General features: G+C 50.4%; 2 protein-coding genes. Both read left to right on the top strand.

The features are described from left to right. Nucleotide 1 precedes the first annotated feature (1 nt). A complete protein-coding gene (locus ICW23_RS04240) occupies nucleotides 2-10,507 on the top strand; it encodes a type I polyketide synthase (protein WP_188154066.1) in 10,506 nt (3,501 codons plus the stop codon). After that, the gene (locus ICW23_RS04245; RefSeq protein WP_188154067.1) at nucleotides 10,497-26,795 is read left to right on the top strand and encodes a non-ribosomal peptide synthetase; all 16,299 of its coding nucleotides are present in this window, start codon (nucleotides 10,497-10,499) and stop codon (nucleotides 26,793-26,795) included. The genes ICW23_RS04240 and ICW23_RS04245 overlap by 11 nt, the downstream gene beginning before the upstream one ends. Nucleotides 26,796-26,800 lie beyond the last annotated feature (5 nt).

A 26,800-nucleotide genomic window follows, 5' to 3' on the forward strand; every position in this document is an offset into this window, starting at 1 on the left:
AATGATATCGGAAAAAATCAATATTTCACTGGATCATCCTATCATGAAGGGCCATACGGTCTTTGGTGAAGCGGTATTGCCCGGTCTTAGTTATATCGATTTGATTTATCAGGTTTTTCAGGAGCACGGTTATTCATACAATGAGCTCGAACTGAAGCATGTCACGATTTATCAGCCTTTAACCGTCAGTGAAACGGCTGCAATCATTCTGACCATTCAATGTTCTGAAAGCGGAGATGGAAAGTGGCTCATCTCCCTTTCCGGACAGAAACAGCAAGATGACGAGCTGTCAGACAATATACAATATGCGACGGCTGAAATGGTGAAAAGAGACGCAGTCACATTTGACGAAACCATTGATTTCGGCGAGCTGAAGCAGTCAGTCCGATCTCTGGATCTTGATGACATGTATAACCGCTGCGTGGATCATGACCTGGTTCATTCCGGGATGATGAAATCGAGCGGACGATTGTACGAAACAGAAGACGGCATGCTGGCTGAGCTTTCTTGCGAAGAAGGAAAGGATTTCTTTTTATTCCATCCCGCCCTTTTGGATGCGAGCGGTATCGGGGCGAGCAGCTTGCTTTCTGAAACAAACCGGCTTCACCTGCCTTTATATTATGAATCGTTCAAAGCCGCCGGCAGGCTTCAATCAGAGTGCACGGCGCGTATTGCCGCTTCCGGCGTCCGTCAGGAAAAAGAACTTACAACGATGACTATCGAGTACTTCAGCCGTTCCGGACAGAAGGTGGCTGAGCTTAAAAACATTACGGGAAAAGCGGTTCGGCTCGAAGAAGACGGGCACACAGCAGGACAGAATAAACAGGATGCAAAAGAGCCGGAAAGCGCAGATGAAAAAGACATCATTCTGTTTTTGAAGAAGCTTTTGGCTGATAAGCTTGGTCAGCCTTGGGAGACGCTGGACGTTCTTGCCGGCTACTACGAGCTCGGGCTGGATTCATCTTCTTTGCTTGAGGTTGTCCAGGATATCAGTAAAAAGGCGGGTGCGGAACTCGCGCCCACTCTTCTCTTTGAATATACGAATATAAAAGAACTGGCAGCCTATCTGAAAAAGACCGTTTCATTTGAATGTGCGGAACGTGCAGCCGAATCACCGGACGGGCCAGAACATCATGAAAACACCGGTGACATTGCGATTATCGGAATGGCCGGCCGCTATCCGAAAGCGAAAAATGTGGCGGAGTTTTGGGAAAACCTTAAGGCGGGCACGGATTGCATCACTGAAGTTCCGAAGTCTCGCTGGGATTGGAAAACATATAAAAACGTAACGTCACCATCTGGAAAGACCGTATCAAAATGGGGCGGTTTCATCGACGATGCCGACTGCTTCGATCCGCAGTTTTTCAGAATCTCACCGCGTGAGGCGGAAATGATGGACCCGCAGGAACGCCTGTTTTTAGAAACCTGCTGGGAAACGATTGAAGACGCGGGGTATACGCCTGAAACGCTTGGAAATAAAGGGGCGAAACAGCATCCGATCGGCGTTTTTGCAGGAGTGATGCATAAAGATTATTCCTTAATCGGCGCAGAACAATTATCGGAAACGGATCCTTTTCCGGTTTCGCTGAATTATGCGCAGATCGCCAACAGAGTGTCTTATTATTGTGACTTCCACGGGCCGAGCATCGCGGTCGATACCGTTTGTTCCTCATCATTGACCGCCGTTCATCTGGCGATTGAAAGCATCCGCCGCGGCGAATGTGAGGCCGCACTGGCGGGCGGGGTGAACTTGTCGCTCCACCCGGCGAAATATCTGAGCTACGGAAGCGTCGGCATGCACTCAAGCGACGGCCGCTGCCGCACGTTCGGCGAGGGCGGTGACGGCTATGTTTCCGGAGAAGGAGTCGGTGCGGTATTACTCAAGCCGCTGGAAAAAGCCGAACAGGACGGCGACCGGATTTACGCGGTCATTAAAGGAAGCGCCGTGAACCACGTCGGGAAAGTAAGCGGGATTACCGTCCCGAGCCCTGCTGCACAGGCAGAAGTCATTAAGACATGTCTCAAAAAAGCGGGGATCAGCCCGCGGACCGTCAGTTATGTGGAAGCTCATGGAACGGGCACTTCGTTAGGCGACCCGATTGAAATTGAAGGTCTGTCAAAAGCGTTCAGCGAAGGGACACAGGATCAGCAATTTTGTTCTATCGGTTCAGTCAAATCAAATATCGGCCATGCAGAATCGGCGGCGGGTATCAGCGGATTAACAAAGGCTGCGCTGCAGCTTCATCACAAAACGCTTGTCAAATCTCTGCATTCAGCGGAATTAAATCCATACGTGAAATTTGAGAAGTCTCCTTTTTACGTACAGCAGCAGACTGCTCCTTGGAAGCAGCCGGCAGCCGAAGAAAACGGAAAAGTCACGTATTATCCGCGCCGGGCCGGGCTCAGTTCCTTCGGAGCATCAGGTTCGAATGCCCATATCATTTTAGAAGAATACATTCAGCCGGAACACAAAGCGCCTGCACCTGAGAACGATGCAGCCAAAATCATCCCGCTGTCCGCAAGAAATAAAGACAGGCTTCTGGCCTATGCGGAAAAACTAGCCGGGTCGCTTTCTGAAAAGACGGTGCTGTCTGAACTGGCTTACACGCTTCAGACAGGACGCGAAGCCATGGAGGAGAGAGCGGTCTTCCTTGCAAATGACACCCGCGAATTGAAGCAAAAGCTGAATGATTTCGTAAAAGGAAACGAAAACATCCCCGGATTTTGGCGCGGACAAGCCGAGATGCCGGAACTGAGCGAACCTGCTCCTGAAACAGATGATCCGGTACGGCTTTCCAGTTTATGGGCAGAAGGGAAAACAGTAGATTGGAATAAGCTGTACGATGCGGATAAACCGCGTAAAACAAGCGTTCCGACATATCCGTTTGCAAAAGAGCGCTATTGGATTCCGCAGCAGAAAAAACACGGGAAAAGCCTGTCAGGCACTGTGCTGCATCCGCTTTTACAAGAAAATACGTCAGATTTTTCACAGCAGCGTTTTACTTCTCTTTTTACGGGAGATGAATTTTTCTTGTCTGACCATGTCGTCAACGGTCAAAAAATTCTGCCCGGCGTCGCCTATTTAGAAATGGCCGCAGAAGCGGTGAAAAAGGCCGCGGGCGTGACGGACAAAGGCCATAGCGTCACACTCAGACAGGTCGTTTGGGTCCGGCCGGTCATGATTGAAAACAAACCGAAGGAAATACATATTGCCCTTTATCCAGAAGATAACGGTGAGATTACCTATGAAATATACAGTGAGGCAGAAGTAAACAGCGAAGATCCGGTTATTCACAGCCAGGGTGAAGCGGTCATTACCGCACAGGGCAGTGCTCAGTTAGATATTGAGTCTGTCAAGGCTTCCTGCGATTTAGGGATCGTGACGGCGGAAGAATGTTACAGTGCTTTTGAAAAGATCGGCATGGATTACGGAGAGGCATACAGGGGCGTACAGCAATTGCTGATCGGGGAAGACCGGTTACTGGCCCGTATTTCACTCCCGGCTTCCGTTCAAGACGATAAAGAGCTGTATACGCTTCACCCGAGTATAATGGACGCCGCTTTTCACGCCTCCGTCGGTCTGCTTGTCCGCTCGATTCATGACGATGCAGACAGCCATGAGCTTTCTTTGCCGTTTGCGATGCAGGAAGTGGAAGTGTTCGGGCCGTGTCCTGAACAGATCTGGTCATATATCCGGTACACAGAAGGCAGCAAAGCAGATGACAACGTAAGAAAATTTGACATTGATATGTGCGATGATGCCGGTACGGTTTATGTTCGGATGAAAGGCGCGTCCGTCCGGGCGCTTGAACCAAGCCAAACAGCGGGCGGTGAAACTTCAGAGGCGCCTGTCGGCCATACGATGATGATTCCGGCATGGGAGCCCGCTGCACTTATAAATACCGGGAAAACGAAAATGGCCGATAAGCAGACTGCAGTTTTCGGAGGAACTGACAGAAGCCACGCGTGCATCAAAGAGCATCTGCCGAATGCTTCTTACTATCCAATCAGAAGCACGGATGATATCACATCTCTTACGCACTTGCTTGAAGGACAAAAAGAACTGGAGCAAATCATTTGGCTCGCGCCGCAGGCTGAGAGTGCTGACATCCTTAAGGAACAGGAGCGCAACGTTTTTCATGTGTTCAAGCTGATGAAAGCTTTGCTTGCCTTAGGATACGGAGGGAAACATCTGGATTGGTGCTTCGTCACAGCAAATGCCCAGCCGTTTTCAGATCAGGACAGCGCTGATCCGTCACAAGCAGCGGTCAGCGGACTTGCCGGGACAATGGCGAAAGAATATCCGCATTGGAATATCCGCATGATTGACACAGAAACGGACGGCATCTGGCCGATCGGCGAGGCGCTTTCTCTTTCTGCCGGGAAAAACGGAAGAGTTTGGGCATACCGCAATCAAGAGCTGTATGAGCGGCAGCTGATACCGCTTGACAATATGCCGAAAAACGGCACGCTGTACCAAACAGGCGGGGTTTATGCCGTGATCGGAGGCGCCGGGTATCTCGGTGAGGCATGGAGTGAATATATGATCCGCCGCTACAAAGCACGCGTCATTTGGATCGGAAGAAGCACGCTGAATGATTCGATACAGGCGAAACTCGACCGGCTCAGCGCATTCGGCCCGGCGCCTGAATATGTTTCCGCCGATGCCGCTGACAGGGCTTCCTTAGAGCGGGCTTATCAGCTCATAAAAGAGCGTCATACAAAAATTAACGGCGTCATCCACTCTGCAATGGATCTGTCTGAGCAAAGCTTAAATAATATGAAGACAGAAGAGTTCAAATCGGTGCTGCGGGCAAAAGCCGATGTAAGTGTGTCCATGTCGGAGGTATTTGGACGGGAGCCGCTTGACTTTGCGCTCTTCTTCTCCTCGCTTGTGGCATTTATCCATAATGTGAAACAAAGCCATTATGCCGCAGGATGCGCCTTCAGTGACGCATTTGCGAAGGAACTTGCTCAGAAATGGAACTGCCCGGTCAAAGTCATGAATTGGGGCTACTGGGGCAGCAGCGAGGCGGCTGAAGACGGCAATTTTATTCAGCTGATGGATCAGATCGGATTGGGATTGATCGAACCGGACGCTGCGATGGAGGCGCTTGAAACCCTTATGACGCTGCGGGTTGACCAGGCCGCTTTCATTCATACGACAAAACCGGTCGCAGTAGAGGGAATGAATGAACGAGAAAAGATGTCTGTTTATCCGCCTCAGCCGCTTATATCAGGACAACAGCTGAAGGTTGCTCCGCCGGGCGCACGTCTTGTAAGAGAGACCGGGCATCAGGAACTTGATGATTTTCTGTATCAGCTATTGATCGCCCAGTTAAAAGAGGCGGACTTGCTGACGCCGCAAAGCCTTAAAGCGTATGAGCCTGAACACGGCTATTTTAAAAAATGGCTCAATCAAACGATCGCCTTTCTGCTGGAACACGGCTATCTGGAAGGGGATGCCGATTCATTTACACTGGCAGCCCGCGCTGAAAACACAACCGCCTCGTTATGGCGGAAGTGGGAGCAGGAAAAGGCGGAATGGCTCAATAACGTCGACACAAAAGCGATGACTGTTTTGGCCGAGACGATGCTTAAAGCACTGCCGGACATTCTGCGCGAAAACGTGCCGGCGACAGACATCATGTTCCCGCACTCTTCAATGGAACTCGTTGAAGGAATTTATAAACACAACCAAGTCGCGGATTACTTCAACGGCGCCCTGTCAGATACTTTAACGGCCTATGTGAAAGAAAACATCAGTAAAAATCCAAAAGCCGAGATCCGCATCCTGGAAATCGGAGCGGGCACTGGCGGCACAAGCGCGGGCATATTTGAAAAGCTTAAGCCGTATCAAAACCATATAAAAGAGTACTGTTACACCGATGTATCGAAAGCTTTTCTCGTGCATGCGGAGACAGAATACGGCAAACAGAATCCTTATCTGACTTATAAACTTTTTAATGCAGAAGAACCGCTTTCCGGTCAGGACATAGAGCCGGGCGCATACGACATCGCCGTTGCCGCCAATGTGCTCCACGCGACAAAAGACATACGCCAGACGCTGAGAAACGCCAAAGCCGTTTTAAAAGACAACGGTTTGCTGCTCTTAAATGAGATGGCGGGCAACAGCCTGTTCCCGCATATTACTTTCGGTCTGCTTGAAGGCTGGTGGCTGCATGAAGATTCCGACCTTCGAATTCCGGGATGCCCGGGCTTGTATCCGGAAAGCTGGAAGCGCGTGTTAGAAAGTGAAGGCTGGCATTCCGTCTTCTTCCCGGCAGAAGCGGCACATGAATTAAGCCATCAGATTATAGCGGCAAAAAGCAATGGCATTGTGCGCCAAAAAACGCTTAAAGCTGAGACCGGAAAACGGACCGCACCACAAAAAGCGCCGGAACTTCAGCCGCAAACAACGGCCGAAAAAAGCACAGCCTTAACAGAAAAAAGCACCGAGTACTTGAAAACGTTAATCGGAGAAACGTTAAAAATTCCGCCGGCTCAAATTGATCCGAAAGCGCCGCTTGAAAAATACGGAATTGATTCTATCGTCGTCGTACAGCTGACAAATGCGTTACGAAATGTGTTAGACCAAGTCAGCAGCACTTTATTTTTTGAATATCAGACGATTGAGGCTCTCGTCGGCCACTTAATCAAAACGAAAAAAGACGAGATGATCAAACTGACGGGACAAACGCCTGTTCAGGAAGAACCGGCGGCATCAAAACCGCAGGCTGTACAGCCGGCTAAGCCGCTTCGCACTGACTGGCGGCGGAAAGAAAAACAGGCAGCCAAAGAGACCGTCCGGCAAAGTTCAGTTCGCGACGTGGCGATTATCGGCGTATCCGGACGCTACCCGCAGGCCAAAACAGCGGTTGAGCTTTGGGCAAACATTAAAAAAGGAAAAAACTGCATAGAAGAAATCCCGCGGGAGCGCTGGAACTGGCAGGATTACTACGATGAAGAAAAAGGTAAAGAAGGCTCTATTTATACGAAATGGGGCGGCTTCATTGAGGATATGGACAAGTTCGATCCGCTGTTCTTTCAGATTTCTCCTTTGGAAGCGGAGCGAATGGACCCGCAGGAGCGATTATTTTTAGAAACGGCGTATGCGAGTATCGAGGATGCCGGCTATACGCCTGACAACCTGTGCCAAAGCAGAAAAATCGGCGTTTTTGCCGGAGCGATGAACAAAAACTACCCGACAGGCTACGGCTACTGGTCCATTGCCAACAGAGTATCTTACCTTTTTGATTTCCAAGGACCGAGCATTGCCGTTGACACAGCCTGCTCTTCTTCCTTGACGGCCATTCATCTGGCGCTTGAGAGCCTATACAGCGGTTCAAGCGAATGCGCGATTGCCGGCGGCGTAAATCTTGTGACCGACCCGGTCCATTATATGAATCTGTCAGTCATGAACATGCTTTCTGCAAGCGACACGTGCAAATCGTTCGGAGACCGCGCGGACGGTTTTGTCGACGGAGAAGGGGTAGGCGCGGTCGTATTAAAGCCGCTGGATCAAGCGATCGCCGATAACGATCACATTTACGGTGTAATTAAAGGAAGCACCATTAACAGCGGGGGCAAAACGAACGGCTACACCGTTCCGAATCCGAATGCGCAGGCCGCCTTAATAAAAGAGGCTTTCCAAAGAGCAAACGTCCCGGCGCGCACCGTCAGTTATATTGAAGCCCACGGCACGGGGACCGCATTAGGCGATCCGATTGAAATCGCCGGATTAACGAAAGCATTTGAAGAGGATACAACAGACAAACAGTTTTGCGCCATCGGCTCTGCGAAATCAAATATCGGCCATTGTGAAAGCGCCGCAGGCATTGCGGGTCTGACAAAAATCTTATTCCAGCTGAAAGACCGCCAAATTGCGCCGTCCCTGCATGCGAAAGAGCTGAATCCGAATATTGAGTTCGCGTATACACCGTTTGCCGTTCAGCAGGAGCTCGGTGAGTGGAAGCGTCCCGTCATCGGCGGAAAAGAGCTTCCGAGAAGGGCCGGGTTAAGCAGCTTCGGCGCGGGGGGAGCAAACGCCCACCTCGTCATAGAAGAATATATGGCAGACAAAGAACCTGATGAGACGCCGGCAGATCAGCCCGCCATCATCGTCCTGTCTGCGAAAAACAGCGAACGGCTCACCGAAAAAGCAAAACAGCTTAGAGACGCCATCCGTGAAAAAAGATACAGCGGCCGTAATCTGATGAGCATAGCCTATACTCTTCAGACGGGCCGTGTGCCGATGGAAGAGCGTCTCGGCTTTATCGTTCATTCACTGCCTGAACTTGAAGAAAAACTGAATGGATTTATCGCCGGACAAGACAGCGCCGGACTGCACCGCGACAGCACGGAAGAAAACAAACGGTTGCTTGCCGTATTTGCGGCCGATGATGACATGGAAACCATCATTGACGCTTGGATCAGCAAACAGAAATATTCTAAGCTGCTTGAGCTTTGGGTAAAAGGATTGGACATCGATTGGGCGAAATTATACGGAGACCGTCCTCCGGTTCGCATCAGCCTGCCTGCTTATCCGTTTGCGAAAGAACGCTTCTGGCATCAGCCGCCTGTACAAAGTAAAACAGTGCCCGTTAAGGCGCCGGCTGATGAAAGTGATCCGGCGGAGCAGTTTGAAGTGATGGCTTTTAGAGAAGTTCTTAAAGAACAGGCTCTGCCGGCTGCCGGAGAAAAGAAAATTAAAACGGTGATTTCTTTCTTAACTGATCAGAAGAAGCAGCAGGAAGCCGTCTCTGTGATCAAATCGTATGACAGTGAAGCTGACGTTATTTTTATCGCTCAGGGAAATCGGTACGAGAGCTTATCAGCCGGCCGCTGCCAAGTGGTGCGGGAAGATCCGCAATCATATGTAGACGCTTTTGCGGACATTCAAAAAGAGTACGGTGAAGCATCTGCCATTTTGTATTTATGGGCGCTTGAAGATAAAAGCTGCATCGAAGATTTTTCATGTATCGTCTATATTCTCAAGGCTATGGCCGAGACCGGTCTGCAGCCGGAAAGACTGTTACTGGCGGGTGAATATGCATCCGGTCTGGAAAAATGCTACTTGGAATCATGGATCGGATTTGAGCGTTCGCTCGGCATGGTCCTCCCGAAAACGGGCATTACCGGCCTCTTCAGAAAAGCCGGCGCAGCCATGACAGACTGGATGGGAACCATTTGGGACGAGCTGAAGGCTGAAACAGACCATACCGTTTTCCTCGAAGAAGGGAAACGATATGTCTATCAAACTGAACCGACCGGATTGACGAAAGAAAACAGCAGGATCAGAACCGGGGGCACATATCTCATTACGGGCGGATTAGGAGGGCTCGGCTACTTATTTGCCCGCCGCCTCGCCCGGAACTATCAGGCAAATGTCATTCTCACGGGGCGATCGCCAATCAATGAGGAAAAGAAAGAAAAAATGAAAGAGTTGGAAAATCTCGGCGCAGGTGTTCTTTACGCCGAAGCCGATGTTTGTGATCCGATCGGAATGGGCGACTGCATCAAACGCGCGAAAGAACGATTCGGAGCCATTCACGGCGTCATTCATGCGGCTGGCATCGAAAGCAGAACATCCGTCTTTGAAAATGAAATTGGGAACTTCCGCAATACGCTTGAACCGAAAATAAACGGAAGCCTGCTTCTTGACGAGTGGCTGAAAAACGAAACCCTGGACTTCATCTGCTACTTTTCATCCACATCGGCTGTTTTAGGGGATTTCGGCTGCTGTGATTACGCAGTGGCGAACAGGTTCCAAATGGCGTATGCCCATTATAAAAATGAACAATCAGAAAGCGGAAACGCTTTTGTCATAAACTGGCCGGTCTGGAAAAACGGCGGAATGGCCGTCGGCGGTGAAGAGACGACGGGCATGTATCTGAAATCAAGCGGCCAGCGCCTGTTGGAAACAGATGAAGGCATTGAGCTGTTTGAGCGCATCATTTCTCAAGACAATACACAGTGCCTTGTCATTGCCGGCAAAAGAAGCCGTGCCGAGCGATTTTTAGGCATCCGGCGGGACGATTCATCAAAAACGGAAGTTCTTTTGGAAACCGTGAGCCGCCGCATCCCGGAAGAAAGCACGGAAAAACGGCTCGAAGCGGATTTGAAAGAGCTGATACACAGTCTGCTGAAAATATCCAAAGATAAGCTCGTTCTGCATAAAAACTGGGCGGAATTCGGATTTGATTCCATCTATTTAGCCAAATTTGCCTCGCTGTTGTCGAGCCATTACGGCATTGAAGTCACTCCGGCGTTATTTTACAGCTATACCACGCTCGGAGATGTCATGGGCTATTACCTGACAGAACACAAAGAAACGATCGAAACGTTTTACAGAACGGAAGAAACCGAAACAGAAACCGCGGCTCCGGAAAGCAAGGAGTATACGGATCAGGAGATCATCGCCATGATGAGACAGGTCTCCGAGGGGACATTGGATTTTAAAAGAGTGCAAGACATCATAGAAGGGAGTAAGACCTATGAATCATAAAGAACTTCTCGATGCCTACAGATCAGGAACGCTCACCATCGCTGAAGTAGAACAAAAGCTTCAGGCTTTCAAGCGGACGACTGCAAAACGTCCGCTTTCCGAAGGCCAGAAAGGTTTGTGGATGCTTCAGAAAATGTTTCCGGAGATGAGCGCATACAACATTCCGTTATGCTTTCGTTTTCAAAAGCTGGATATCGAGACATTCAAAACGGCCCTTTTTTCCGTGCAGCGCCAGCACCCTATTTTGACGAGTGTGATAAAAGAGGACAACGGCCTTCCGTATCAGGCTGAAGATGCGGATCGGCATTTTCCGATTGAAGAAATAGATCTTTCCGAATTAAGCGGGCGTGATGCTCTTACGTTTATTAGAGAAAAAGCAAAAGAACCGTTCGCGCTTGAAACCGGGCCGCTCCTGCGCGTTCAAGTGTTCCGTCAGGCGGAGCCGGAGCCGATTGTGTTAATCACCATTCACCATATCATTTTTGACGGCGTCTCTCTTATGACGTTTATGTCGGCGCTGCTAGATGCTTATGTAAAAGCAAGCGAAGGCAAAGAACCGGAAATGCTTCAGCAGGCCGCAGATTATCACGACTTTGTGAAATGGGAAAAGGAGCTGCTGGAAAGCGAAGCGGGAAAAACGCATCTCTCTTATTGGAAAAAGCAGCTTGACGGACTGCTGCCGGTGCTTGAGCTTCCGGCGGATTACCCGAGATCATCGGTTCAAACGTGCAGGGGGCAGGCGTACCAGCGCTTGCTTCCTGATGAACTGAACCGGCAGATTAAAGTTTGCGCCCGAAAACATAATGTTAATGAATCCGTTGTGTATCTCGCTATTTTCAAAGGCTTGCTCTATCAATATACGAATCAGGAAGATATCATCGTCGGCATGCCGACGATGGGGCGTTCTGAGGCTCAATTTGAATCTGTGATCGGCTACTTTATTAATATGATCGCGGTCAGAAGCAGGGAGACGGGCGCCAAATCCTTTGCCGCGTTTTTGAAGGAGCTCCAGCTGACCCTTGCAGAAGGGCTGGACCATGCCGCGTATCCGTTTCCTGCGCTTGTCAAAGAATTGAAGACGGAACGCTCGCCTGCGGTTTCGCCTGTTTTTCAAACCGCGTTTTTCTATCAAAACTTCTTCCAGACAGAAGGAGCGGAAAAGCTGGCGGAACGATATCAATCACTCGGCATTGAAATGATAGAAGACATTCATCAGGAAGGCGAATTTGAGCTTGCGCTTGAAGTCTATAAAAAAGAAACGGGAACCGTCCTGCAATTTCTGTACAACCCGGATGTCTACAGCCCTTCTTCCATCGAACGGATGGCGGAGCATTATATGAAACTGGCAGAAAAGGTGCTTTCTGATCCGGAGATCGCGTTTGATGCCTGTTCCGGCCTGCTCAATCAAAAACGGGAGGAAAGCCGCCCATGTCATCAGCCGAATGAGCGCTGCATTCATGACGTGTTTGCAGAAAAAGCCGGGCGATACCCTGACAGAGCAGCCGTCACATTCGGTGAGACAAGCCTTACATATCGCGAATTAGATGAACGAAGCACGTCGCTCGCTGTGCATCTGCAAGAAATGGGCGTCACACCGGAATGCCCGGTCGGTATCTGTACGGAGCGTTCTTTTGAGATGGTCATCGGCATCCTCGCCATTTTAAAAGCGGGAGGTGCGTATGTCCCGCTTGACCCGGCTTTTCCAAACGAACGGATGGCACACGTATTGACTGACAGCGGCGTTTCAATCGTATTAACGCAAGCAAAAACACGCGGCGTGATTGAGGAGTTAACCATCGGCGGCGTGAGCACGGTGGAGATTGAAAACAGCGGACCTGTCAGCGGAGCGAAACTGATGCCGCGTTCAAAACCGCATCATCTCGCTTATATTCTTTATACGTCCGGAAGCACGGGAAAACCGAAAGGCGTCATGGTAGAGCACAGAGCCATCATGAACACACTGCAGTTTTTAGAAGCGGAGTATCCGGTCGCGCATGAGGATGCCTATTTGTTAAAAACGAATTATGTGTTTGACGTTTCAATTTCAGAATTATTCGGCTGGTTTATCGGAAACGGACGGCTTGTCATTTTGCCGCCCGGTGCAGAAAAAAATCCGCAGCTTTGCATGGAATATATCCAGTCTCACCAGGTGACGCATCTGAATTTTGCCCCTGCCGTGTTTAATGTATTTTTAGAAACGGTAAAGCGGCATACGGCATTTACAGAAGGCGGTCCTTTGAAATATGTGATGGTGGCCGGAGAAGCGTTTCCGAAAGACTTGGTCAAAAAGTCGGTTTCCACCTTCAAAAAGGCCAGAATTGAAAATATATACGGCCCGACGGAAACATCCATTTATGCCGCGTACTACAGCTGCGGCGATAAGGACATTACAAGCAGGAATACACCGATCGGGAAACCGATTCAAAACACGAGGCTTTATATCCTCGATGAAAAGCTCAGCCCCGTTCCTGACGGTGTGGCCGGAGAGCTTTGCGTAGCCGGCGCCGGACTGGCCAGAGGCTATTACAATCAGCCTGAGCTGACGGCGGCATCGTTTATTGATAATCCGTTTAGTGAAGGAGAAAAGCTTTACAAAACAGGCGATTTGGCCAGATGGCTGCCTGACGGAAATATAGAATATGCCGGCCGTATTGACAATCAAGTGAAAATCCGCGGCTTCCGCATTGAATTGGGAGCGATTGAAACAAAATTGAGCGAGCATCCGGATATCCTTGATCAGGCGGTTGTTGTGCAGGAAAAGAACGGACATAAAAAGCTGATTGCTTATTATACGGCCCGCTCCGGTCATTCGGCAGATGAAAAAGCGCTCCGCGAACATCTTTTATCAGGTCTGCCGGATTATATGGCGCCTGCCCATTTCATCCGTCTGGATGCGCTGCCGTTAACACCGAGCGGAAAAGTGAACCGCAAGGACCTGGAACAGCGCAAGGTGATCGTTCACCGGTCTGAAAGGACGGGCAGACTGCCGTTGTCAGAAGCGGAAGCGAAAGTGACCGAAATATGGGAAGACCTGCTGAATACGTCGGGAATCAAAACCGAAGACGGCTTTTTCGATGTAGGGGGCGACTCGCTTTTGGCTGTTGCGGCGGCAGAACGCATTAAACAGGAGCTGGAGTGTGATTTTACCGTTACGGATTTATTCGAACACTCGACGATTCAGGCGATCAGCCGTTTTATTGTTGAAACAAAACAGGCGGATGAATCAGAGGCGCCCGGCCAAGATGAGAGAGAAAGAGAACAAACACCGCAAAACGGGATGCCGTCTTACCTTGAAGACAGTGTGGCAATAGTAGGGATTTCCTGTCAGTTCCCCGGCGCGAAAAATCATCATGAGTTCTGGAAGCAGTTAAGAGAAGGAAAGGAAAGCGTCCGTTTCTATTCGGAACAAGAGCTCCGGGAAGCCGGCGTCCCGGAAGATTTGATCGAAAATCCAAACTATGTGCCGGCATTATCGGCGATAGAAGGAAAAGATCTCTTTGATCCTGAGTTCTTTCACATTTCTCCGAAAGATGCTGAATTTATGGATCCTCAGCTGCGGCTTCTGCTGCTTCATTCCTGGAAAGCCGTCGAGGATGCGGGATATGTATCCAAAGAGATTCCGAAGACTAGCGTTTATATGTCGGCGAGCAATAATTCGTATCGGTCGCTTTTGCCGGAAAAAACGACAGAAGGCCACGAATCACCTGACGGCTATGTGTCATGGGTGTTAGCGCAGAGCGGCACGATTCCGACGATGGTTTCCCATAAGCTCGGATTAAAAGGGCCAAGCTATTTCGTTCATTCCAATTGCTCGTCATCACTGGTCGGTCTTTATTCGGCCTGCAAAAGCATAACGAGCGGAGAATCAGAATACGCGCTCGTCGGCGGAGCAACTCTGCACGCTTCGACCAGCATCGGCTATGTGCATCAAGCCGGATTGAATTTTTCAAGCGACGGGCATGTCAAGGCATTTGACGCTTCAGCCGACGGGATGGCGGGCGGAGAAGGAGCGGCCGTCATTCTGCTGAAAAAGGCGTCACAAGCCGTACAGGACGGAGATCACATATACGCCGTGCTCAGAGGCATCGGTCTGAACAATGACGGAGCGGATAAAGTCGGTTTTTACGCACCGAGTGTAAAAGGCCAGACGGACGTCATCCAGCATGTTTTAGACAGCACGGGCGTTCACCCGGAGACCATTTCTTACATTGAAGCGCACGGCACGGGAACGACATTGGGTGACCCGATTGAAATGTCTGCGCTGCAGCAAGTGTATAAACGTTACACGGATCGGGAGCAGTATTGCGGGATCGGTTCCGTAAAAACGAATATCGGCCATCTGGATACAGCAGCGGGCCTAGCCGGATGTATTAAAGTTGCGATGAGTTTATATCATCGGGAGCTGGCGCCTACCCTTAATTACACATCACCGAATCCGAATATCACATTCAGCGGTTCGCCGTTTTATGTGGCGGACAAGAGAAAACCGCTTCCGGAGAGAGACACGCCGCACCGCGCAGCGTTAAGCTCATTCGGACTCGGAGGAACAAACGCACACGCTATTTTTGAACAGTATGAAAACAAAACGATCAGCGGATCAAATGACGGACAGCCGCCTTATATCGTTCCGCTCTCAGCGAGAAATCATGAGCGTCTGACTGCCTATGCGTCTTGTCTTTCTGACTTTTTGAATGACGCCGAAAACGATGTGTCCTTGCATGATCTGGCATTTACGTATCAGACCGGACGTGAAGCGATGGAAGAGAGAGCCGTTTTTATCTGTCATGATCGTCACGATTTGAAGCGGCAGCTGCAGGATTTCATCAATGGCAATGACCAAAACATCTTACGGGGCGAAAAGGTGAGAAATAAAGAAGCGTCATCTCAGGAGCTGGATGAGCTTGCGGCATGTCAGACACGGGATGAAAAGCTGAAAGCACTTGCGGCGCTTTGGATAGAAGGAGTGCGTGTCGATTGGGGCTTATTGTATCAGGATTCCGCGCCGCAAAAAATCAGTGCGCCGACCTACCCGTTCGCAGAGGAGCGCTTCTGGCCGGAAGAAACCGTGAAGCAAACAGATGCGAAGCTTTTGCATCCGTTGGTACATCAGAATACATCCGTTTTGCAGGAGCAGCGGTTCAGTTCGGAATTCACGGGAAAAGAGTATTTTATTGCCGAGCATATCATTAAAGGAATGGCGATCGTGCCGGCTGCCGTCACCCTTGAGATGGCACGGGCCGCGGCGGAGAGAAGCATCGGCGGGGTAACAGACGAATCTCTGGGCCTGCGTTTAAAGAATATCGTATGGGTCCGCCCGGTGATAGCCGATCAGGAGGCTATCCGTGTTCATATTGGACTTTATGAAGAAGAAGACGGGCAGATTCAATACAGAATGTACGGCGGGAATGATTCAAGCGGTGAAGAAGACCTTCTTTATAATCAGGGCATCGCTGAAATCATCCGGAAAGAACCAGAAGAAACAGCGGATCTTGATGAGCTGAAGCGCCGATGCACGCAGGGAACAATCGAATCTCAAGCGTTTTACAAAGGAATGATCGGAGCTGATTACGGGCCGGGCTACAAAGGTGTCCAGCTTGTATATAAAGGCGAAGACCGGATGCTTGCTAAATTGAAGCTTCCTGAATCCGTCTCTCATACAAAAGCTGATTATATCCTTCATCCGAGTATGATGGACGGTGCGCTTCAGGCCGCCGAATATTTGCAGAACGTGACAAGAGCGCAACTTGCAGAAAGCGGAGAACCATTCAAAGCCGCATTGCCGTTTGCTTTAGAGGAGCTGGACATTCTGGAGCCATGCGCTGATGACATGTGGGTGCACGTCACATTCAGCGCGAACAATAAAGCCGGCGATCCTATTCAAAAAGCCGATATTGATTTATATGACAATAACGGCGTGCTTTGTGTTCGGATGAGAGGTTTCTCAACGCGGATTATGGAAGAAAACGCGGGTGCCGGCGTTTCGGTCAGCCGTACCGAGACATTGCTGGCTGAACCGGTCTGGAAAGAGCAGCCGGAACCGGCGGACCGCGAGCCGTCGTATGAACAGCATATCATTTTCCTCTGTGAGTACGATGAGGCCGTTAAACAAGCTGTCGAAGCAAAGCTTGAACATGCAAGCGTCTTGATCTTGGACGAGCGTCCCGCATCCATTGCAGAGCGGTATCATTCTTATGCGGGCCAGCTGTTTGCCCGTATGAAAACCATCATGAAAAATAAGCCGAAAGGCCGCATCCTTCTTCAGGCTGTCACGCGGTCAGCGGGCTTACAGCAGGTGTTCTCAGGCATTACCGGTCTTTTCAAAACGGCATGTCTTGAACAATCCAAGCTGATCTGCCAAATGATAGAAGCCGATGAGAAAGAAAGTGCTGAAGGCATAGCGGAAAAAGCGGCGGAAAACCGCAGGCATGCCGAAAGCGTCCATGTGAAATATGAAGACGGCAAGCGCTTTGCCGCTGATTGGAAAGAGCTGGACATTTCTGAAGCGGAGCCTGACATTCCGTGGAAAGATAAAGGCGTTTATCTTATTACAGGAGGTGCGGGAGGTTTAGGCCTGATCTTTGCAAAAGAGATCGCAACCCGCACAAAAGGCGCCGACATCATATTAACCTGCCGATCCGCTCTTGGAGAAAAGCAGAAAGACATGATGGAAACAGTGAGTGCTGCCGGTGCATCTGTCTTTTACGAGCAGACCGATGTTACAGATGAAGCTGAAGTATACCGTCTCATCCGCAATATCCGCAAACGGCACGGCAAGCTGGACGGGATTGTACACAGTGCCGGTGTTATTAAAGATAACTACATGGTGAAGAAGACGGCGGAGGAATACCAAGACGTTCTCGCTCCGAAAGTGAAGGGTCTTGTCTATCTTGATGAAGCGTCACAGCACGAGAAATTAGATGTCTTTATTGTTTTTTCCTCCTTATCGGGTGTGCTTGGAAGCGTCGGCCAGGCTGACTATGCATCCGCAAACGTCTTTATGGAGATGTATGCCGAGTACCGCCGTTCTTTGCAAGCCACAGGACAAAGATACGGAAAGACGCTTTCTGTCAGCTGGCCGTTATGGAAAGAAGGCGGAATGCAGGCAGGAAAGCAGACAGAAGATATGCTGATGCAGGAGGCGGGAATCGCGCCGCTCGGCACAGAAGCCGGCATCAAGGCCTTATATCAAGGCTTGATGAGCGGGACAGCCCGGATGACGGTTCTTGAAGGAGATGGGAAAACCATGAAAGAAAAGCTGTTCCGCAAAGAAAATGACCGTCCGGAAGCAGAGACCCGCTTACGTCATGACATTGATGCAGACAGCCTCCTTGAAAAAGTGAAGCATCTGTTAAAACAGCAGACAGCCTCACTGTTAAAAGTGAAGCTTGACAACATTGATCCTCATGAAGAAATGACAAAATACGGGCTTGACTCAATTTCGATGACCGAGTTTACGAACCGGTTAAACAAAACGTACCGGCTCACGTTAACGCCGACGATTTTCTTTGATCATCCGACGATCCATGAATTCGCCGTTCATTTAATCGGTGAATATGAAGAGGAATTCGCGGGACGTTTTGCGGTAAATACAAAAACGGTCCAATCACAAAGACCGGTAAAAGAGGCTCAAAACACACGCCCGTCCGTTAAGCGCCGCCGCACTCTGCCTGAGACACCGCCGCAGACAGTGCAGCGGAACCAAAAGCCGGAGCCGATCGCAATCGTAGGCATCAGCGGAATTTTTCCGATGGCCGAAGACATTGAAGCTTACTGGCAGAACCTGAAAGAAGGCAAAGACTGCATGACCGAGATTCCGAAAGACCGCTGGGACTGGCGGGACTACTACGGGGATCCTGCAAAAGAAGCCAATAAAACAAACGTCATCCAGGGCGGATTTATTGACGGAATTGCAGAGTTTGACCCGTTATTTTTCGGAATCTCACCCCGGGAAGCGGAACAGATGGACCCTCAGCAGCGTCTCTTGCTGACGTATGCGTGGAAAGCGATTGAAGATGCCGGATATGCGTCAAAGAGTCTATCAGGCACAAAAACAGGTGTGTTTATCGGGACTGGAAATACCGGTTACGGATCTCTTTTAGCCAACGCCGATGCGACCATTGAAGGGTCGTCCGCAGCCAATACAAGTCCGTCTGTCGGCCCGAACCGTGTCAGCTATACGCTCAATCTGCACGGACCGAGCGAACCGATTGATACGGCCTGCTCAAGCTCACTCGTTGCCATACATCATGCCGTTTCTTCAATTGAAGAAGGGACGTGCGACATGGCTTTGGCGGGAGGAATCAATACGATCATTCTTCCGGATGTGTATATCAGCTTTGACAAAGCGGGGGCGCTGAGCAAAGAAGGGCGATGCAAAACATTCTCCGATCAGGCTGACGGTTTTGCTCACGGGGAAGGAGCCGGGCTCTTTTTCCTCAAAAAACTGAAAGCGGCTGAGGCGGATGGAGACCATATTTACGGCGTCATTAAAGGAAGCGCGGTGAATCATGGCGGCCGCGCGGCATCTTTAACAACGCCTAACCCGAAACAGCAGGCGGAAGTCATTAAAGCCGCATACAAAAAAGCGGGCATTGATCCGAAAACGGTCTCTTATATCGAAGCGCACGGCACGGGAACAGAACTGGGAGATCCCGTTGAAATTAACGGGCTGAAGCAAGCATTCAGCTCATTTACAGACGGAAAAGAGAAAGCGTCCGGCTATTGCGGCTTAGGCTCAGTCAAAACGAATATCGGCCATTTATCCCTTGCGGCGGGAGCAGCGGGAATCATTAAAATCTTGCTGCAGATGAAGCATCGGACATTGGTAAAAAGTCTTCATTGTGAGACGGTAAATCCGTACATTCAGCTTGAAGACAGCCCGTTTTATCTGGTGCGGGAAACGATGGAATGGAAGACGCAGACGGACGAACACGGAAACGATAAGCCGCGCCGCGCGGGCATCAGCTCATTCGGCATCGGAGGGGTAAACGCCCACGTCGTTATCGAAGAATACATTCCGCAAGAAAAAGCGGAAGCAGATGATTCGCATATCAACCCATGTCTTTTCGTTCTATCCGCCAAAAATGAAAAACGCCTGAAAGAACAGGCCGAACAGCTGAAACGTGCGCTTACTGAAAAACGATACGATCAATCCAGCCTCGTTTCTATGGCTTATACCCTCCAAATCGGAAGGGACGCCATGGAAGAACGTCTGGCGGTTATTGCCGGGTCCGCAGAAGAACTGCAGGAAAAACTGTCACAGTTTATCACCGGGGATAAGAACGCGGACTTGTACAGAGGAAGAATAGACAAAGGCACGCTGCAAATGCTGACGGAAGATGAAGACATTCAAGAAGCCGTTGAAAAATGGATGGCACGCGGCAAATACGCGAAGCTGCTTGAATTATGGGTCAAAGGGCTGAACGTCAATTGGGCGAAGCTGTACGGAGGCCGGCCGCCTAAGAGGATAAGCCTGCCGACATACCCGTTTGCAAAAGACCGTTATTGGGCGGAAAATCGTACCGGAAAACATGAAAAAACAGCCATTGTTTCAGCCGGAAAACTAGACGTGCTGCATCCGCTTCTGCACAGAAATACATCAAACCTTGCCGAACAGCGGTTCAGCTCAATCTACACCGGGGAAGAATTTTACCTTGCGGACCATGTTGTACAAGGCGTGCCGATTTTACCGGGAGTGGCACATCTTGAAATGGCGCGCGCAGCAATGGAACAGGCATCTGAAGTGCCGGCCGGACAAGGAAGCATCAAACTTAAGAATACGGTTTGGGTGCGGCCGATCACCATTGAAGACGAGCCGGTCCATGTCAACATCCGCCTCGTTCCCGATCCTGCAAACAATGTTCAATTTGACATTTACAGCGGCCGGGAAACAGATCAGCCGTCCGTTTACAGTCAAGGTTCAGTATCAATCCGCCCTGACGCCGAGGCATCGGTCATTGATCTGCAAAAGCTGAGATCACGATCCGCTGAGGCACCGTTTTCTGCAGACGAAGTGTACGATATGTACCGCAAAATCGGTTTTGATTACGGCCCGGCTTTTCGGGGTGTCAAAGCGATTTATACAGGTGACGATTTCGTACTGGGCAGACTGTCGCTTGATCCGGCTTGTTCAGACACGGTACGGCAGTATGTCATGCATCCGGGCTTAATGGACTCTGCATTGCAGGCATCAAGCATATTAACTGGAACAAATGATGAAAAGCTGATGCTTCCGTTTGCGGTTCAGGAGCTCGAAGTATTCAGCGCATGCGCTGCCGAGATGTGGGTTTACGCCAGACTTTCCGAAGACCATAAAGCCGGCCAGGTTGAAAAACGCGATCTTGATATTTGTGATGAAAACGGCAAGGTTTGTGTAAGGCTGAAAGGTTTGTCATTCAGAACGGCAGTAAAAGAACCTGAGAAAAAAGAAGAAGCTCCGGAAACGCTCATGCTTGAGCCGGTATGGACCCGAAGCGATGAAACTGCCGCTCAAACGGAACCGGTTTTTGCCCGGCATATCGTGTTGCTTTGTAACACAGACGCCGGATTGAAACAAGCCGTTGAAGCTGCGGGGGCCGAATGCATTGAACTGACCTCCCTGCACGGGAAAGATGCGGCGCGCTTCCGTGATTATACAGGACGGATATTGGAGACGCTGCAAAAACTGCTGAAGGAAGAGACGGAAGGAGACGTCCTCATCCAGACGGTTCTCACTAAAACAGATAAGCATCAGCTGCTCTCAGGGATTTCAGGTCTGTTAAAAACAGCCGGCCTGGAACATAAAAAACTGAAAACCCAGCTGATTGAAATAGAACCGGCGGAAAACGGCAGAATCACAGACATCATCATAGAAAATAAAACACGGGCTGATGACAGCCATGTCAAATATGAAAACGGCATCCGATACAGCGCAGATGTCAAAGAAACGGCCGTCTCCGGCAATAAAATACGCATTCCGTGGAATGACGGAGGCATTTATCTTATTACCGGAGGAGCCGGGGGCTTAGGTTTTATTTTTGCCAAAGAAATCGCCCGCAAAGTCAAAGAGCCGACACTCGTTCTGACAGGCCGTTCCGCGTTAAGCGAGTATCAGCGGAAGCAGCTGCAATCGCTTGAATCTCTCGGAGCAAAAGCGGAATACAGACAGGCTGATGTGACAAACGCTCAAACTGCGGCAGATCTGGTCAATACAATTGAAACGGAATACGGCGGCCTTCACGGCATCATTCACAGCGCGGGTGTGATGAAAGATCAATATATCGCAAAGAAAACAACCGAAGAGTTTTACAGTGTATTGGCGCCTAAAACCGACGGATTTGTCAACCTTGATGAAGCAACCGAGCATTTAGCGCTGGACTTTTTCATCGTTTTCTCATCCATATCCGGCGTCACCGGGAATGCGGGACAGGCGGATTATGCGGCGGCAAACGCATTTATGGACAGCTATGCGGCATACCGCAACGCGCTGGTTAAGGCAATGTACCGCCATGGACATACATTGTCGGTCAATTGGCCGCTTTGGAAAGACGGCGGAATGCAAGTCAATGAAGAAATGGCGAAGCTCACCGAAAAAAGAACCGGTGTCGTGCCGATGCGCACTGAAACCGGAATAGAAGCTCTTTACAACGCATGGAGCACGGGGAAAACAAGCGTGCTCGTCATGGAAGGAAACCGCGCCGTAATGCGGGAGAAACTGCTTCAGAAGACGCCTGCAGCCGCTTTTGCACCGGTTAAGAAAACGGAGGAAACGCCTGCACCGAAGGACTTGACGGCGAAAATTCAGGAATTGCTGGCAAAAGAGGTTTCCGCACTTCTGAAAATAAACATTGATGAAATCGATATTGAATTGGAGTTCAATCAATACGGGTTTGATTCCATTACGCTGACGGAATTCGCCAACAAGCTGAATGACACTTATAAGCTTGATTTGACACCGACCGTATTTTTTGAATATGCGACGATTCAAGCCTTGGCACATCATCTGGCCGAAGACTATCACACCCAATTTGCCGGCAGCACACAGCCGAAAGAAGAGAAACAAAGCCGCATAACAGATGATGGCAGCATGAGACTGACAGGGAACAAGCGCTTTGCAAAAACTGCCGTACAGCCTGTTCAGACTGCGGTTGAACATAAACCGGAACCGATCGCTATCGTCGGCATGAGCGGAGTGTTTCCGAAGGCCGCAAATATTGATGAGTATTGGCGCAACTTAGAAGAGGGAACAGATTGCATAACAGAGGTGCCGGCGGATCGCTGGGACTGGCGGGAGTATTACGGCGACCCGCTTAATGAAGCCAACAAAACAAATGTAAAGTGGGGCGGATTTATTGACGGAGTTGCGGATTTTGATCCGCTGTTCTTCGGAATTTCGCCGCTGGAAGCCGAACAGATGGATCCGCAGCAGCGCTTGTTAATGATGTATGCGTGGCAAGCGATTGAAGATGCGGGATATTCCGCTAAAAGCCTTTCCGGCACGAAAACAGGCCTTTACATCGGCACGGGAAACACCGGATACGGCTCACTGTTTTCTGACTTGGATATCGGCGGTGCATCAGCCGCAAATATGAGTCCGTCTGCGGGACCGAACCGTGTCAGCTATATGCTCAATCTGCACGGGCCGAGTGAACCGATCGACACTGCGTGCTCCAGCTCGCTGGTCGCGATACATCACGCGGTGTGCGCCATTGAAAACGGGAACTGCGACATGGCGATCGCAGGCGGCGTGAATACCGTCGTCACACCGCAGGGCCACATCGCTTATGACAAAGCCGGCGCGCTGAGCAAAGAAGGGAAATGCAAAACATTCTCCGACAGGGCGGACGGATTTGCCGTCAGTGAAGGTGCCGGAATTCTGTTTTTGAAAAAGCTGTCAGAAGCAGAAAAAGCGGGCGATCATATCTATGGCGTCATTAAAGGCAGTGCGGTCAATCACGGCGGACGCGCGAACTCCTTGACGACGCCGAATCCGAAAGCCCAGGCGGAAGTCGTCAAAACGGCTTATGACAAAGCCGGCATTGATCCGAGAACCGTCACTTATATTGAAGCGCACGGAACCGGAACGGAGCTTGGCGACCCGGTCGAAATCAACGGACTGAAATCGGCCTTTCAAAAGCTGTACGAAAAAACCGGCGATCCCGCCGTTTACGCGAGTCACTGCGGTCTGGGTTCGGCAAAAACCAATATCGGCCACCTGTCGCTTGCAGCCGGGGTCGCGGGTGTGATCAAAGTGCTGATGCAGATGAAGCATAAAACCCTTGCAAAAAGCCTCCACAGCGAGGTCATCAACCCGTATATCAAACTGAAAGACAGCCCGTTTTACATCGTACAGGAAAAAAGAGAATGGACGGCATTGAAAGACGAAAACGGCAGCGATCTGCCGCGCCGTGCGGGAATCAGTTCTTTCGGCATCGGCGGCGTAAACGCACATGTCGTCATTGAAGAATATATCCCGAGGGAAGAAAGGAAAACAGCCATTTTCACACATCCTCAAATCTTTGTGCTGTCGGCCAAAGAAGAAGACCGTCTGCAAGAACAGGCACACCAGCTGGCACAAGCTTCTTTTACGGATGAGGATCTTACGGGCATTGCTTACACGCTTCAGCAGGGACGTGATGCCATGGAAGAGAGAGCGGCCATTATCGCTTCCTCCGCCGAAGAACTGCGGGACAAGCTAAAGAGCTGTGCGAAAGGGAATTATGACGCAGCGGGCATCTATAAAGGGAAAGCGGGTAAAGCCGCGCTGAAATCCATTATGGCAGGCGCAAACGGCGAACCGGATACAGAAGAACTGATCAGCCGCCGGGAGAATGACAAGCTTGCGGAATTATGGGTGCAGGGTGCTGATATCAAATGGGACGGCCTATATGCTGATATCAAGCCCCAACGGATGAGTCTTCCTGCTTATCCGTTTGCGAAAGAGCGGTACTGGATCACAGACAACCGGCCGAAAGCAGAGAAGCCGCAAGCTGTGCCGACGGCCAAGGTGCTGCATCCGCTGCTTCACGAAAACGTATCGGATTTAACAGAACAGCGGTACCGATCTGAATTTACGGGGCAGGAGACGATTTTCACCGATCATCTGATTAAAGGCAAACCGGTCATGCCGGGCGTCGCCTACTTGGAAATGGCTAGGGCGGCCGTTGCTCGGGCGGTCAAAGGGCAAAAAGAACGCCCGTCTGTCATCCGCCTGAAAAACATCGGTTGGGTTCGGCCGATCGAAGCGGGAAGCCGCCCGATTGAAACGCAGATCAGCCTCGTTCCGAGGGAAAACGGTGAGATCGTGTATGACATTTACACTGCTTCACAAACAGAAGCAAGCGGCAGGCAAATACACTGTCAGGGGGCTGCCGGCATTCTCAGCGCCGTTGAGACTCCGCATCGTGATATAGGCGCCCTGAAAGCTCAATGCAGCCGCAGCATGCTGACTTCTGAGCAGTGTTACGGCTTATTCGGAAAAATCGGTATTGACTACGGTCCCGGACAACAAGGAATCAAGCAGATTCACATCGGAAGCAATCAAGCATTGGCTGAGCTCCGGCTGCCTTCCTTCCTCGAAGAAACGGCAGATCAATATGTTCTTCACCCGTGTATGCTTGATTCAGCTTTGCAAGCGACAATCGGGCTGAAGCTGCACGCAGATGATAACCAGCTGTCACTGCCGTTCGCTCTTGAGGAACTGGACATTTTCAGTCCGTGCACGACAAGCATGTGGGCGTATGTCAGCTCCCGGGGAACGGACGAGAAAATACAGCGGCTGGACATTGACTTATGCGATGAGACAGGCCGGGTCTGTGTCAGGATTAAAGGGATTTCTTCCAGAATGATGGAAGGCCCTGCGCCGGAAACATCATTAAATGGAGCAAACCTTCTGGCTCCGGTATGGGATCTTGCGGAATTCAGTGACCGAAGCCCGGCATATAAGACGGAAGAGGTTGTCTTTATCGCGGGGGATGAGGAGAGCGCAGCTTTTCAATTGCATCATCCTTATGCGAAAAGGCTTCATATCACCCCGGAGGATGAAATAGAGGCTGTTGCAGCAAAAATGAAAGCAAGCGGGACATTCGGCCATATCGTATGGATCGCCCCTGTTCACAGCGCTGCTGACATGGTGAAAGCTCAGGATACGGGCGTCATCCAGATGTACAGAGTGATCAAGGCCATGCTTGCTTTAGGATATGGAGGCAAGCGAATCAGCCTGACTGCAGTCACCATAAAAACACAGTCCGTACAGCCGGCGGACATCATTGATCCGGCTCACGCAGGCCTTCACGGTTTAATCGGCTCGCTCGCAAAAGAGTATCCGAACTGGCAGACAAGGCTGATTGATGCCGGATGTCCGGAAGATGTTTCAAAGGCGGAGCTGTTCTCGGCGCCGTTCGATGAGCAAGGCAATACATGGGCGTACCGGAACAATCTCTGGTACAAACAGCGCCTCATTCCTGTACAGCAGTCGGTGTCAAGCCAGCCCGCTTACCAAAAAGGCGGCGTCTATGTCGTCATTGGCGGCGCCGGAGGTATCGGCGAGGCATGGAGCGAATATGCCGTAAAAACGTATCAGGCACGCGTCGTTTGGATCGGCAGACGAAAACATAACAGCGCCATCCAGGAAAAAATCAACAGACTCAGCCAGTTCGGCCCGGCTCCGATTTATGTTGAAGCAGACGCGGCAAATCAGGATGAACTCACACGGGCGTATGAAACGATCAAACGCACGTACCCGCAAATAAACGGAATCATCCATTCCGCAATCGTTTTAGAGGATCAAAGTCTGGCAAATATGCCGGAAAGCCGTTTTAAAAGCGTGCTCGCTGCAAAGGTCAATGTCAGCGTGAGTATGGCCCATGTTTTCCGAAATGAGCCGCTGGACTTTGCTTTGTTCTTCTCGTCTGTACAATCATTTGCACGAGCGGCCGGACAAAGCAATTACGCCGCCGGATGCAGTTTCAAAGATGCCTTTGCCGCTCATTTGGCTCAAACGCGGCCGTATAAGGCGGCGGTGATGAATTGGAGCTACTGGGGCAGTGTCGGAATCGTCTCATCTGCCGACTATCAAGAACGGATGAAACAGGCGGGAGTCGGATCAATTGAAGCGCCCGAAGCAATGGCGGCGCTTGAACGATTGCTCGGCGGCTCGTTGAACCAGTTCGTCATGATGAAACAGGCGGAAGAGCCTTTGGAAAAACCGGAAGAAATGATAGAAGTATACCCGGAACATCACGGCTCGGCGATGCAAAAACTGCGAAGCTATCAGCCTAAAGTAACTAGGCGTGCACAACAATTGAGTTAAGGAGG

The organism is Bacillus sp. 1021 (assembly GCF_014534735.1).
GTDB classification, from domain to species: Bacteria; Bacillota; Bacilli; order Bacillales; family Bacillaceae; genus Bacillus; species Bacillus siamensis.